Below are 14,028 nucleotides of genomic sequence, written 5' to 3'. Positions count from 1 at the left end.
ATGTCACAAGTAGCCGCCATACAGATGATCAGTGGCGCGGATGTGCAGGTCAACCTGCGCACCGCTGCACGCCTGATAGCCGACGCCGCTGCCGCCGGTGCGCAGCTGGTATTGCTGCCGGAATGTTTCGCCGCTTTCGGTAATCGTGAGCTGAAAGGTATTGCCGCTGCCGAATTCGACGGTAGCGGGCCGATTCGTCGCTTTCTCGCCGAGCAGGCCAGACAGCACGGCGTCTGGCTGGTGGCTGGCAGTATCCCTTTGCCCGCCGAGCCCGGTGGCAAGGCCATGGCCTGCTGCCTGGTGATGGACGCCCAGGGCAATGAGGTGGCGCGCTACGACAAGCTGCATCTGTTCGATGTCGAGGTGAGCGACAGTCAGCGCAGCTACCGCGAGTCAAAGGACTACGGCTACGGCGACCGCTTCGTCTGTATCGATACCCCGGTAGGACGGCTTGGCCTGAGCATCTGTTACGATGTGCGCTTTGCCGAACTGTATGCAGCGCTGCGGCGTGCGGGGGCCGACTTGATTGTGGTGCCTTCGGCCTTTACCGCGGTAACCGGCGCTGCCCATTGGGACGTATTGCTGCGTGCCCGGGCGATCGAAACCCAGTGCTACATCCTTGCCGCCAATCAGGGCGGCCAGCATGCCAATGGTCGCGAGACGTTCGGCCACAGTTGTCTGATCGATCCGTGGGGCGAGATTACCGCCTGTCTGCCGCAAGGCGAGGGCGTGGTGGCCGGCGAGATCGATCTGCAACATTTGAACACCATACGCGGACGCATGCCGGTATCCGGGCATCGCCGCTTTGTGCCGATGGACGATATCGTCCCGGCCTCCACGGAGTGAATTTATGAGTAATCTGCTGACCCAGGTTGAGAGCCGCCTGCTGCTGCCGGCCGAGCTGAGTCCCGATAGCCTGGCCAGTGTGCTGGGACAATTGGTATCGGCACCCGGTGTGGACGCAGCTGATCTGTATTTTCAGCATCAGATCAGCGAGTCCTGGGTGCTGGAAGACGGCATCGTCAAGGACGGCAGCTTCAACGTCGATCAAGGTGTCGGCGTGCGTGCTCAATCCGGCGAGAAAACCGGTTTCGCCTATAGTAACGATCTGCGCCTGGCCGCATTGACTCAGGCCGCAGGCGCGGCGCGATCCATCGCTCGCAGTGGCCAGAGCGGTGCAGTCCAGGCTTGGCAACGCAGTGATAATCGCGCTCTCTACGCCGTGGAAAACCCGCTGGATGTCATGCCGCAGGCCGATAAGGTGACCTTGTTGCAACGTCTGGACGCCTATACCCGCAGTCTGGACCCGCGCATCACCCAGGTCTCCGTCAGCCTTGGCGGCGTGCACGATACGATGCTGGTCGCGGCCAGCGACGGCACCTGGGCCGGCGACATCCGCCCGTTGGTACGCCTCAATATCAGCGTCATCATCGAACATAACGGTCGCCGCGAGCGCGGCAGCTTCGGCGGCGGCGGGCGTACCGACTACCGCTTCTTCGAGGCTGAAGAGCGCGGCATGGCCTATGCTCGTGAAGCGGTCCGCCAGGCTACGGTAAATCTCGATGCCATCGCCGCTCCTGCCGGCAGCATGCCGGTGGTCATGGGGCCGGGTTGGTCTGGCGTGCTGTTGCACGAAGCGGTCGGACACGGTCTGGAGGGTGATTTCAACCGTAAGGGCAGCTCGGCCTACAGTGGCCGGGTCGGAGAGAAGGTCGCTTCCAGTCTGTGCACCATCGTCGATGACGGCACGTTGCCGGGGCGTCGAGGTTCGTTGAACGTTGATGACGAGGGTAGCCGCACCAATTGCACCACGCTGATCGAGAACGGCATACTCAAGGGCTACATTCAGGACAAATTGAATGCGCGCCTGATGGGCGTTGCGCCTACCGGTAACGGTCGCCGAGAGTCCTACGCCCACCTGCCCATGCCGCGCATGACCAACACCTATATGCTGGCCGGGGAGAGTGATCCGGAAGAGATTATCCGGTCGGTGAAGAAGGGTATCTATTGCGCCAGTCTCGGTGGCGGTCAGGTGGATATCACCAGTGGCAAGTTTGTGTTTTCGACCAGCGAGGCCTATCTCATCGAAGATGGCAAGATCACTGCTCCAGTGAAAGGCGCCACGCTGATCGGTAACGGCCCGGAAGTGATGAACCTCGTCTCCATGGTCGGCCACGATCTTGAGCTGGACAGCGGTGTAGGTACCTGCGGCAAGGACGATCAGTCCGTGCCGGTAGGGGTTGGTCAGCCGACTCTGAAAATCGATCAGATCACTGTCGGCGGCACCGGGGCTTAACGGCCTCTTCCAGTCATATACAAGGTATAACGATGGTGTAAGCCAGCCGGCCCAGCCCGACCGTTTGATGACAGGGATGTCATCAACGAGCCTACAGGGATGTATTTACGGCGTGTCGGGATGGGCCGGCTGGCTTGCACCATATACGCAGGACAAGAAGCGGCGATTCGCGCAGGGCGGCACAATCCAACAGGGCTGCGCCGACACGCCGTAAATACATCCCTGTAGGCTCGCGGTCGCCGTCCTTGGCGACCGACGGTCGGCTCAGCCCTGTCGGACTGCGCCGCCGGAGAGTCCCTTATTTTCGGATAGTTATTTTAAAGGCGAAGCTCAAACCCCCTCAAATCGCCCAGCCAATCGATTCTTTGTCACCTGATCCGCCGGAAATACCTTGCCACTCATCGCAATATAGATCCCTGGCTGGCATACATTCAGTGCGCCGACCGCCAACCCCAGATTGAACAACGCATCCGAATCACGGAAGCGGGCTGGCTGCATCGCGCCGGTCAGCACAATGACCTTGTCCTGAATGTCGGCCAGTGCCGCGGCGGTGACCGTCATGGTGTCGGTGCCGTGGGTGATGAGGATGTGGTGGGCGGGGCAGGCGGCGACCTTGGCGTGGATCAACTCACGGTCGGCGTCATTCAGTTCCAGACTGTCCTTTTTTATCAGCGGCTCGATGGCATAATTGAAACCTACCCGAGCCTGGTCCAGCAACTCGCCGGCCATGGGTTCACCGATCTGATACTCGCTGAGCGCATCGAAATACAGTTTGTCGATGGTACCGCCGGTGCTGAAGATCTGTACGAACATGACTTTCTCCCAGGATGATTGCCGCAAGTATGCCGTCTGACACCGCCGAACACAGCCCCGTCACCGCCAAGCCGGAAAAAATCTGGTGGGTGTACATGGTACGAGCCGAGAATGGTCATCTGTATACCGGCATCAGTCTCGATCCCGAGCGGCGATTGCAGGAGCATGTCAGCGGTAAACGGGGGGCGCGATTCTTTAATCGCAGCCCGGCCAGCGCGCTGGTGTGGCGCGAGCGCTGTGCGGACAAGTCGGCGGCTCTGCGCCGCGAGCTGGCGGTGAAAGCGCTGCGCAAGGCAGCCAAGGAACGCTTGATTCTTCTGCAGCTGGCGCCAGCGCATGACGAGTGATATGCGTCACCGATGATGTCCGATTGACGATGCAGGGGTGGCTGGCACAAGCTAAGCTGATTCTCATTGTTGATCGGAGACTGTCATGCGCGAACTGATTCTGCACCACTATCCCCAATCACCTTTTGCCGAGAAAGCCCGGTTGATGCTCGGGATCAAGGGGCTTTCCTGGCATTCGGTGTTGATTCCGCCGGTCATGCCCAAGCCTGATCTGACGGCACTCACGGGCGGCTATCGGCGCACGCCGGTATTGCAGGTTGGTGCGGATATCTATTGTGATACGGCCTTGATTGCCCGTCGTCTGGAGCGGGAGAAGGCTGTGCCGGCGTTGTTCCCCGAAGGTCGCGAGGCGATTGCTGCGGCCTTGGCGCAGTATGGGGATCAGGTGCTGTTCCACAATTCCATCGCGATCAATTTTCAGCCCGAGGCGGTGGCGGCGCGGTTTGCTGATTTGCCCGAGGAGGCCATGAAGGGCTTTGTGCGGGACCGGCAGGCGTTGTTTGAAAACGGCAACGTCAAGCGGCCGTCGGCAGATGAGGCGCTGGCGCAATGGCCGGTGTTGATGCGCCGCCTGGAAACACAGCTCGAGCGTGATGGTGAATTTCTACTCGGTGAAGAGCCGAGCATTGCCGACCTGGCCTGGTATCACCCGCTATGGTTTATGGCATCCAATGCGGTGGTGGCCGTGATGCTGGAAGACTATCCGATGATCCGCGCCTGGATGGCTCGCATCGCCGACATGGGCCAGGGTGCCTCGATGAAGATGGATGCGGCAGAAGCTATCCGTATCGCCCGGGATGCCACGCCGGAAACGTTGCCCGAGCACGGCTTCGTCAGTACCCAAGGCCTGACGCTGGGGCAGGCGGTTACCGTCAGTGCGGTGGATTACGGCTGTGACCCGGTTGCCGGTAAGCTGGTGCATGAAGCGTCGGAGGAAATCGTCATTGCCCGTGAAGATGAGCGCGTCGGTTTGGTGCATGTGCATTTTCCGCGTGTTGGCTTTCGGATCGATGCTGTCTGATGTCCACCAGCGAAGCCATTATTTCTGTCAGTGGACTGAGCAAAACGTACGACTCAGGCTTTCAGGCGTTGAAGACGGTTGATCTGGAGATTCGTCGGGGCGAGATTCTTGCTCTACTGGGCCCCAACGGCGCGGGCAAGACCACGTTGATCAGTATCATCTGCGGCATCGTCAATCCGAGTGGCGGCAAGGTCACGGTGGATGGCTACGATATCGTCCGCGATTATCGCCGGGCGCGCAGTCTGATCGGTCTGGTGCCGCAGGAGCTGACCAACAATTTGTTCGACACAGTCTGGGCGACCGTCAATCTCAGTCGCGGGCTGTTCGGCAAAGCACCGAATCGGGTCTATCTGGAACAGGTGCTGCGTGATTTGTCGCTGTGGGACAAGCGCAACGAGAAGATGATGGCGCTGTCCGGCGGTATGAAGCGTCGCGTGTTGATTGCCAAGGCGCTGGCCCATGAACCACAGATCCTGTTTCTGGATGAGCCGACCGCGGGCGTCGATGTGGAGCTGCGTCGGGATATGTGGGAGATGGTGCGCACACTGCGGGACAAGGGGGTGACCATTATCCTGACTACCCATTACATCGAAGAGGCCGAGGAGATGGCTGACCGCATCGGGATCATCAACCGCGGCGAGCTGATGTTGGTGAAAGACAAGGCGGTATTGATGCGTCAGCTCGGCAAGCGGCAGCTGATTATCCAGTTACAACAACCGCTGACGGCTCTGCCGGAAGCGGTACAGGGCAGGGCGGTGGAGTTGGCCGACGATGGCTGCACGCTGACATACACCTTCGATGCGCAGGGCGAACAGACCGGGGTTGGTGATGTGCTGCGGGCACTGGCGCGTGAGGGTGTCGAGTTCAAGGATGTGAACTCCAGCCAGAGTTCATTGGAGGAGATTTTTGTCGGTCTGGTACATGACAGCAATCGCGACAGGGTTGAAGTATGAATCTGCATGGCATGTGGGCGATTTACTATTCCGAGCTGTCGCGTATGTGGCGCACGCTGTTTCAGAGCATCGCCTCGCCAGTGATCTCCACTTCGCTGTATTTCATCGTATTCGGTGCGGCGATCGGTGCGCGGATGGAAGAGATCGACGGTGTCAGTTATGGCGCTTTCATCATTCCTGGCCTGATCATGCTGATGTTGCTCAACGAGAGTATTTCCAACGCCTCCTTCGGCATCTACATGCCCAAGTTCACCGGGACCTTGTACGAGGTACTGTCCGCTCCCGTCTCCCCGCTGGAAATTGTGGTCGGCTACGTAGGTGCTGCGGCGACCAAATCGGTATTGCTGGGGCTGCTGATCCTGCTCACGGCGCGGTTGTTCGTGGAATACGAGATCGCTCATCCACTATGGATGCTGTCCTTCCTGATTCTCACGGCAGTGACCTTCAGCCTGTTCGGCTTCATCATCGGCGTGTGGGCCGATGGCTTTGAGAAGTTGCAGATCATTCCGATGATGATCGTCATGCCACTGGCCTTTTTGGGTGGCAGTTTCTACTCGATCAGCATGCTGCCGCCGGTATGGCAAACCGTCACCCTGTTCAATCCCGTGGTTTATCTGATCAGCGGTTTTCGCTGGAGTTTCTACGGTGTGGCCGATGTCCATATCGCCACCAGCCTGGCCATGACCTTCGTCTTCCTGACGGTCTGTCTGGCACTGGTATGGTGGATTTTCCGTACCGGTTACAAGCTCAAGCCCTGAGTCAACGCCCGGAAAAGGGTTGTCCTATGACATGGGTTTGTAAGAGTGGCGTTCGGGTGCGCCGCCATGGTGCACCTGCTCGCAGGCCTGCATCAGGTAGGCGCTCTTGACCAGAGCCAGATGCGATAACGCCTGAGGGAAGTTACCTATCAGACCGTATTTCGGGTCGTATTCCTCTGCCAGCAGTCCTACATCATTGCGCAGGGCCAGCAAGCGGGCGAACATGACCTCCGCTTCTTCCTCACGCTTGCTCATCACCAGATTGTCGGCAAACCAGAAGGAGCAGGCGAGAAAAGCGCCTTCGTTACCGCTGAAGCTGTCTTGCGGGGGGAAACGCTGTATCAGGCCGTCGCGCAGTAGATCCTGTTCGATCCAGGTGATCGTGGCCTGCACGCGTGGATCCTCAATGGGTAGAAACCCTAGCAAGGGAATCATCAGCAGGCTGGCATCCGGCTTAGCCTGTTCGTAGCTCTGCTTGAAGGCGCCGCGTTGCGGATCTATGCCTTTAAGGCAGATGTCTGAATGGATCCGGTCGCGCACAGCACGCCATTGATCCAGCGGAGCGTGCAGCTTCCATTTCTCTGCATCACGAATGCTGCGGTCAAGAGCAACCCAGGCATATACCTTGGAATGGACATAGTTGCGACGCTGGTCGCGTAACTCCCATATACCCTCGTCTGGCTGTTGCCAGCACTTGATGACCTCTTCCACCAATCGGCATTGATCATGCCAGCCCTGCTGGTTCAATTGCATGCCGTTGCGCCGGGCTACGTGGAGCAGATCAACCAGTTGACCGTAGACGTCCAGCTGATGCTGGTCATGGGCTGCGTTACCGACGCGCACTGGTCGGGAGTTCAGGTAGCCGGGCAGCCAGTCCAGTTCATACTCGCCATGCTCTGCTTGCCCATCAAGGCTGTACAGCACGCGCATATCTCCTGCGGTGCGCTCAATCACGCGCTGCAACCAGTCGACCCAGGCGTGTACTTCGCTCATATAGTTCGAGTCGATCAATATGTCCAGCGCCCACACCGCATCGCGGATCCAGCAGAACCGGTAATCCCAATTGGCAGCGCGCCCCGGTGCTTCCGGCAATGAGGTGGTCGGCGCCGCGACCATGCTGCCGCTGGGTTCGTACGTCAGCGCCTTGAGGGTGATCAGTGAGCGGATCACCGCGTCCCGCCAGCGTCCGTTATAAGAGCATTGGCGGACCCAGTCTTGCCACCATTGCACGCAATCAGCGAGTAGCTGGGGCGGCTCCATATCAGGATTCGGCGCCTGCTCGGGCGCCAGGTGGCTCAGGGTGAAATACCGCACCTCACCAGCGCTCAAGGCGAAGCTGGCGAGGACATTCCCCTCCTCTCTCCGCAGCGGTACCTCACTGCGCAGCAACAGTCGCTGGCCGTCGGTATCCCACAGGCTGATACCTTCAATACTCTCTTCGCTGCGCGGCTGGCGTGCGCCATAGCCAAAGCGAGGTGACAGTTGCATATTCATCTGTAGCTGGCCTGCCAGCATCTCGACCCGGCGCACGATCACGGCATCATTCCGGAGTGGCATGAAGTCGCAGATCTGAACACGGCCTGTACCACCGCAATGAAACTCGGTGCAGAGCACCAAGGTGTCTTGCTGGTAATAACGTTCGATTTTATGGGGTGCCTGTTCTGGAACCAATTGCCAGAAACCATGTTCCTCGGTGCCGAGCAGCTGGGTGAAGCAGGCGGGGGAATCAAAGCGTGGTGGGCAGAACCAATCGATGCTGCCATTGCGGCCAACCAGCGCTGCGCAGCGCAGATTGCCAATCAATGCATAATCCTTAATGGGCTGAGTCACAGGGCGCCGCAGATCACGATAATTTTGTTTGAGGGGGTCATCAGCACAGCTCCGGAATGCATCTTGTAGAACAGATGACCTTCCGCGTCGCTGTGCCGTTCAGGTTAAACGCCGGACGAAATCGCTCAAAATGGTCCGCTATGCTCCGAAGAGAAGGGCAGGGAGTAACGTGCCTAGCTCTTTCGCTTGTTACGCAACTGCTGGATCAGCCCTTTTGGCGGATGTTTGATCACCAGCGAATCATCGCTTTCGTCATATTCCACGCGATCACCCAGCAGGTGTGCTTCAAAGCTGATCGACAAACCATCAGCCTTGCCATAGAACTTCAGAAAGTTGTTCAGGGTGCGTTTGTCCGGCGGGATTTCCGGAGCCAGCCCGTAATCCTTGTTGCGGATATAGTCATAGAAAGCCCGGGGCTGTTCTTCGTCCATCAGACCCGATAGTTCTTCCAGCGCAACCTGCTCGCCCTGGCGAGCCTGGCCGCTGACGTAACCGCTCATGGCCTTGGTCTTGCCCTTGAGTTCGTCGGACGGCATATCCGCTTCGCCGACGTAATCCTGAAACGCTTGCAGCAGAGTGGAGGTTTCCTGCTCGGGGTTGGCGCCCTCGATGCAGCCGATGAAGTCACGGAAATAGTCCGACACGCGCTTGCCGCTGCGCCCGCGGATAAAGGAAATATACTGCTTGGAGCTGGCGTTCTGTTTCCACTCGGTCAGGTTGATGCGTGCAGCCATGTTCAGGCTGGACAGATCCAGATGCCGTGCGGCCGCCACGTTGAGATCATCAGTCACCGTCACACCCTCAGTGTGGTGCAGCAGGGCGATCACCAGAAACGCCGTCATGCCCTGACGGTAGCGGATGAACAGCACATGTCCGCCCAGTGCCAGGTTGGAGCCTTCCATCAGCGTTTTCAGGTGTTCGGCGGACTTCTTGGAAAAGCCGACAAAGTCCTGCTCCTCATCCAGCAACTGCTGCAGCCAACCACTGAACGGGTAGGCGCCGCTCTCTTCATGGAAGTAGCCCCAGGCCTTGTTGGGCTTGCTGTTATAGGCTTCGATCAGACCGGCCAGCAGCTGTTCCAGCGCCTCGGAGCTGGCCAGCTCGGCATCACGCAAGGTCAGGCTGGCGGGTTGGCCGTCGGGCTTTTTGTGAATCTGATGAACAATACTGTTATCGATGGGCATGCGGGTATCCGGAACGCTGAAACGGGTGACAGAAACGATGAATCAATGTGTTGAGCTGCAGCAAGTTACTCCAGTTGCCGGTTTGCAGCAAACCGACAACGGAGCGATTACAACGGGAAAACCATCGGCACCAATACCACACTGATCAACAGGACCAGAATGGTGAACGGGACGCCGATCTTCAGAAAGTCGCTGAAACGGTAACCGCCGGGGTCCAGCACCAGGGTGTTGACCGGTGAGGATACCGGGGTCATGAAGGCAGCGGATGCAGCCAGCGCCACTATCATCACGAAGGGATAGGGCGACACGCCCAACGCCTGCGCGGTAGCCAGCGCCACCGGTGCCATCAACACTGCCGTAGCGGTATTGGAAATGAACAGCCCGATCACTGCCGTGGCAATGAACAGCGCCGCCAGTAGCGCGCGCGGCCCCGCATCGCCGAGCAGATTCATGAGGCCGTTCACGGCCAGATCGATACCGCCGGTTTTCTGCAGCGCCAGCGCGAACGGCAGCATGCCGATAATCAGGATCAGACTCGGCCAATGGATCGACTTGTAGGCGGAATCCATGGTGATGCATTTGAAGGCACCCATCAGCAGGCAACCGATCAGCGCCGCCATCAGGTTCGACACCACACCCGAGACCATCAACGCCACCATCACTCCCAGACTGAGCAGGGCATAGGGCGCCTTGCGCGCGGCCGGCACCACCTCCTTGACCTCGGTTGGCAGACTCAGCAGCACAAAGTCCCGAGTCAACATGTGCAGGCGGTTGATATCTTTCCAGCTACCTGCCACCAGCAGCGTATCCGCCGCCTTGAGTTTCTCATCCACGAGCAATCCCGGCAGCGCCTCGCCGTTGCGGCGCAGACCTACAACGTTCAGTCCGTGGCGGCTGCGGAACGCCAGTTCCTGGATGGTTTTGCCGGGCAGCCGTGATTCCGGCGGCAGCGCCACTTCGGCCAATCCCAGCTGATGGGAGTGGGTGCTGTAATAGGAGGTTTCCAGCTCCAGCGGTGTTGCACCGATCTCCTGATAGGCGCCCAGCAGAGCAATGGCCGGACTGGCCAGATCGACCAATAGAATGTCCCCCGGCTGGGGCGCAGTATTGCCCGTCGCAACCTGTAACAGATTACGAAAGCGCCGCTGGCGCTCGATGGCAATCACATTGATGCCGTACTCGCTGCGCAGCTCCAGCTCGTTCAAAGGGCGGCCGATCAGCGGTGAATCAACATTCAATTTGAGCCGCCGCTCGCGCTCCGGCAGTCGGTAGAGTTCTGCCAGATCATGCATGGTCTGACGTTCCGGTTCATCCTTACCCGCCCCCGAACTGCCCAGCCAGCGGCGCACAAACAGCATGTAACCGATACCAAAGAACAGCACCACCAAGCCGATAGGCGTGAAACTGAAAAACGAGAAGCTCTCGAACCCGTTACGCACCAGCTCACTGCTGACCACCAGGTTGGGCGGCGTAGCGACCAGCGTCAGCATGCCGCTGATCAAGCCGGCAAAGCTCAGGGGCATCATCAGCCGCGACGCTGGAATACCCATGCGCACACTGACACTCATCACCACTGGAATGAATATGGCCACTACCCCGGTAGAACTCATCACCGACCCCAGCGCCGCTACCGTCAGCATCAACAGCACAATCAGCCGGGTTTCACTGCTGCCCGCCTGATGCGCCAACCAATCGCCCAGTTGGTAGGCAATTCCAGTACGCACCAACCCATCGCCGATTACAAACAGCGCCGCAATCAGCAACACACTGGGATTACTGAACCCCGCGACCGCCTCCTGGATGCTGAGCACACCGGTCAACGGCAACGCCACAATCACCATTAACGCCACCACATCCATGCGCGGCTTGTTACGGATGAACAGCACCATGCTGCCAAGGAGCAGGGCGAGAACGATGGCGAGTTCGGAGTTCATGGGGTCCTTTCCGGGGAGTGGGATAAATACGTCTCAAGGATACCTGAATGGACAACGAACAGGTGCCCCCAACGCGCCCGGCAAGCAAGCCAGGCAACCGACGATTGCCGGTTGCCTGTACCACCCTCCCTGGCCATTGTTGGCTGCGTCACATGACTGGTTGAAGGCAGGTCGCCTCAATCGAAGTCCTGCGCTTTCATCCACGGAATGATGCGCTCGAAGGCGTTCTCGAGATTGTCCAGGGAGGTGGAGTAGCTGAGCCGCAGGGCGTTGTTACTGTGACTGCCGAAGGTCTCGCCGGGGATGGTGCACACACCGGTTTCCTTGAGCAGCCGCAGCGCCACATGGGTGCCGTTGACGCCTTCGGGCAAGGACGGAAACATGTAAAAGGCACCCTCCGGCTTGTAGCCAGTGAGATGGGGGGTGGCGTCCACCAGCTGTACCAGCCGATCCCGCCGCCGGGTATATTCCATCCGCATATTGTCGATAAAGTCATTGTCGCCACGCAGGGCGGCCACCCCGGCCCACTGGAACGGCGTGTTGGCTACCGTGGTGGTGAACATGTGATAGCGCCGCAACATCTTGATGGCCGCCTGGCTGGCGAATATCCAGCCGATGCGCATGCCCGCCATGCTGTAGGTTTTGGAAAAGCTGCTGATGACCATGACATTATCGAGGTCGCTGCAGGTTTCCAGCACTGAAGGGTATTCGATACCGTCGTAAATCAGATGATCATAGACTTCGTCGCTGATCACCTGAATGTTGCGATAGGCCGCCTCTTGGAGAATGGCATCGAGGGTTTCCCGAGGGTAAACGGTGCCGGTCGGGTTGTTGGGGGAATTGAGTACGATGCCATAGGTATGGGGTTCGATGGCGTCGATCACCGCCTGGGGATCAAGTTGGTGGTTGTTTTCTGCATGGGTGGGGATTGCGGTGACCTCGCCGCCATTCATGCGGATCAACGGCGCATAGAGAATGAAGGACGGGTCGGGCACGATAAAGTGCCGGCCCGGGGCCGACACGGCGGTAAGCGCCAGATAGATAGCCTCGGTGGCGCCCGTGGTGATCAGCACATTTTCCGGGGTCAGCGGTTTCTGGTAGCGGTCGCCATAATAGGCGGCGAGACTTTCGAGTAGCTGGGGCAGGCCGGCGTCCATGGTGTAACCGGTCTGTCCGGCACGAAGGGCCTCGACGGCGGCGGTGACGACATTGTCCGGGGCCGGCAGATCCGGTTGACCGATGGACAGGTGGATCACATCCGGCATCGACGCGGCCATGTTGACCATCTTGCGGATGCCCGGCATGGGCATGGCGCGCACGGACGGATGCCACAGCGGATCTTCGGACTCGTACATCTCGATATCGATATTACGCAAAGACATGGCCTTACTCCGTCTCGACCGGGGAATCGAACAGTGCTGGTCGGTGATCAGTGAGGGGGGCTGCCTGCTGGTAAGCATGACCGGCGCGCAGCACCAGCGCGTCGTTGAACCGGGCGCCGACCAATTGCAGACCAATGGGCAGGCCGTCATTGTCAAAACCACAGGGAACCGACAATGCCGGCTGACCGGTCATGTTGAAGGGGTAGGTGAACGGGGTCCAGGTGGGCCAACGGGTATGGGGCCAATCCTCGGGCACTTCTCGGCCAGTCTTGAAGGCGGTGATCGGCAGGGCCGGGGTCAGTAGCAGGTCGTACTTCTGATGGAAGTGGGCCATGCGCTCGCGTAGGGCCATGGATTCATTGACCGCGCCCAGATAATCGAGCATGGACAATTGCGCTGCCTTGTCCGCTACCGTGACCAGTTCCGGGTCCATCAGGGCGCGTTTTTTTGCCGATAAATCGCGGATGGCGTTGGCGGCGCCGCCATAGAACAGGTGCCCGAAGGCGCCCAGCGGGTCACCAAACCCAGGATCAACCCGTGACACCTCTGCCCCCAGCGCGGTAAATACCGCTACCGCCTCGGTCAGTGCCGCTTCCACTGCGGGATCTACATCGACGAAGCCGAGGTTGGGACTGTAGGCGATTTTCAGCCCCTTCACTCCGCCTTGCAGCGCCGCCAGATAATCAATGGAGCGGCGGGGTACCGCGTTGCTGTCGCGGTGATCGGCTTCGGTCAGGACGTTCATCATCAATGCGCAGTCCTCCACGGTCCATGCCATGGGGCCGGCATGAGCCAAGGTGCCGAAGGGGCTGGCAGGCCAGTGGGGTACTTCACCGAAGGAGGGCTTGAGACCAACGATGCCGCAGAAGGCGGCGGGAATACGGATGGAGCCACCGGCATCGGTGCCCAGTGCCAGAGGTGCCATGCCCAGGGCCACCGCCACGGCGCTGCCGCCGCTGGAGCCGCCCGCGGTTCTGGCTGGATTCCAGGGGTTGTTGGTAACGCCATCAATGGGGTTGTCGGTAACGCCTTTCCAGCCCAGTTCTGGAGTGGTGGTCTTACCGATCGGCACAAAACCATGACGTGCAAGGGCGGCTACTGAAGGGGCGGCCTTATTCAGCGTGGTGTCCGGATCGACGGTGCGCGAGCCGCGCCGCGTCGGCCACCAGGGAGTGAGGAAGACATCCTTGACGCCCACCGGCACGCCGTCCAACAGACCCAGCGGTTCGTCGCGCTGGTAGCGTGTCTCCGATTCTCGGGCGAAATCGAGGCTGGTTTTGCGGTCGATCAGGCAGAAGCCATTGGTATGGCTGTCGAGCCGCTCAATCTGATCGAGCATGGCCTCGGAGACTTCTACAGGGGAAAGCTTGCCAGTTCGATAGTAGCCGAGCAGGTCGGTGGCGGTCATGGTCAGGATATCGTTGCGCATATCGCTCCTCCAGTCATAGCCAGTGGGCCGCATTCACGTCACACCCCCAGTGTAGTGCAGAAAAGGGTGTGCAGAGCAGGG

General features: G+C 59.4%; 12 protein-coding genes. 6 read left to right on the top strand and 6 right to left on the bottom strand.

The window, feature by feature from the left end; translation table 11 throughout:
- Both INT39_RS20625 and tldD read left to right on the top strand, forming a co-directional pair.
- Positions 1-846, top strand: a complete 846-nt coding sequence (locus tag INT39_RS20625) for a carbon-nitrogen hydrolase family protein (RefSeq protein ID WP_193075850.1) — start codon at positions 1-3, stop codon at positions 844-846.
- A gap of 4 nt (positions 847-850) precedes the next feature.
- Positions 851-2,296, top strand: a complete 1,446-nt coding sequence (gene tldD / locus INT39_RS20620) for a metalloprotease TldD (protein WP_193075849.1) — start codon at positions 851-853, stop codon at positions 2,294-2,296.
- A 330-nt stretch (positions 2,297-2,626) separates the two neighbouring features.
- Here tldD and INT39_RS20615 read toward each other — a convergent pair whose 3' ends face one another.
- On the bottom strand, positions 2,627-3,109 hold the full coding sequence (locus tag INT39_RS20615) for an asparaginase domain-containing protein (protein ID WP_193075848.1): 483 nt from the start codon (positions 3,107-3,109) through the stop codon (positions 2,627-2,629).
- Positions 3,110-3,138: 29 nt separating this feature from the next.
- Here INT39_RS20615 and INT39_RS20610 point away from each other — a divergent pair, with 29 nt between their 5' ends.
- From INT39_RS20610 to INT39_RS20595, 4 genes are all read left to right on the top strand, one after another.
- The gene (locus tag INT39_RS20610; RefSeq protein ID WP_193075847.1) at positions 3,139-3,456 is read left to right on the top strand and encodes a GIY-YIG nuclease family protein; all 318 of its coding nucleotides are present in this window, start codon (positions 3,139-3,141) and stop codon (positions 3,454-3,456) included.
- Between the two features lie 85 nt (positions 3,457-3,541).
- Positions 3,542-4,477, top strand: a complete 936-nt coding sequence (locus INT39_RS20605; RefSeq protein ID WP_193075846.1) for a glutathione S-transferase family protein — start codon at positions 3,542-3,544, stop codon at positions 4,475-4,477.
- Positions 4,477-5,430, top strand: coding sequence for an ABC transporter ATP-binding protein (locus tag INT39_RS20600; protein ID WP_193075845.1), 954 nt, complete (start codon positions 4,477-4,479; stop codon positions 5,428-5,430). The genes INT39_RS20605 and INT39_RS20600 overlap by 1 nt, the downstream gene beginning before the upstream one ends.
- Positions 5,427-6,188, top strand: a complete 762-nt coding sequence (locus INT39_RS20595) for an ABC transporter permease (RefSeq protein ID WP_193075844.1) — start codon at positions 5,427-5,429, stop codon at positions 6,186-6,188. Before INT39_RS20600 ends, INT39_RS20595 begins: the two co-directional genes overlap by 4 nt.
- A 24-nt stretch (positions 6,189-6,212) precedes the next feature.
- Here INT39_RS20595 and INT39_RS20590 read toward each other — a convergent pair whose 3' ends face one another.
- From INT39_RS20590 to INT39_RS20570, 5 genes are all read right to left on the bottom strand, one after another.
- A complete protein-coding gene (locus INT39_RS20590; RefSeq protein WP_193075843.1) occupies positions 6,213-8,018 on the bottom strand; it encodes a glycoside hydrolase family 15 protein in 1,806 nt (601 codons plus the stop codon).
- A 173-nt stretch (positions 8,019-8,191) separates the two neighbouring features.
- The gene (gene yejK / locus INT39_RS20585; RefSeq protein WP_193075842.1) at positions 8,192-9,202 is read right to left on the bottom strand and encodes a nucleoid-associated protein YejK; all 1,011 of its coding nucleotides are present in this window, start codon (positions 9,200-9,202) and stop codon (positions 8,192-8,194) included.
- A 107-nt stretch (positions 9,203-9,309) separates the two neighbouring features.
- Positions 9,310-11,136, bottom strand: coding sequence for an SLC13 family permease (locus INT39_RS20580; RefSeq protein WP_193075841.1), 1,827 nt, complete (start codon positions 11,134-11,136; stop codon positions 9,310-9,312).
- A gap of 176 nt (positions 11,137-11,312) precedes the next feature.
- Positions 11,313-12,518, bottom strand: coding sequence for a pyridoxal phosphate-dependent aminotransferase (locus tag INT39_RS20575; RefSeq protein ID WP_193075840.1), 1,206 nt, complete (start codon positions 12,516-12,518; stop codon positions 11,313-11,315).
- A 4-nt stretch (positions 12,519-12,522) separates the two neighbouring features.
- Positions 12,523-13,947 (bottom strand): amidase, encoded by a 1,425-nt coding sequence (locus INT39_RS20570; RefSeq protein WP_193075839.1) that lies wholly within the window; start codon positions 13,945-13,947, stop codon positions 12,523-12,525.
- Positions 13,948-14,028: the final 81 nt, after the last annotated feature.

It is taken from the genome of Pseudomonas sp. FME51, from assembly GCF_014897305.1.
Note: the sequence above shows the minus strand (reverse complement) of the source record. Positions and strands in the feature narration are given on the sequence as shown.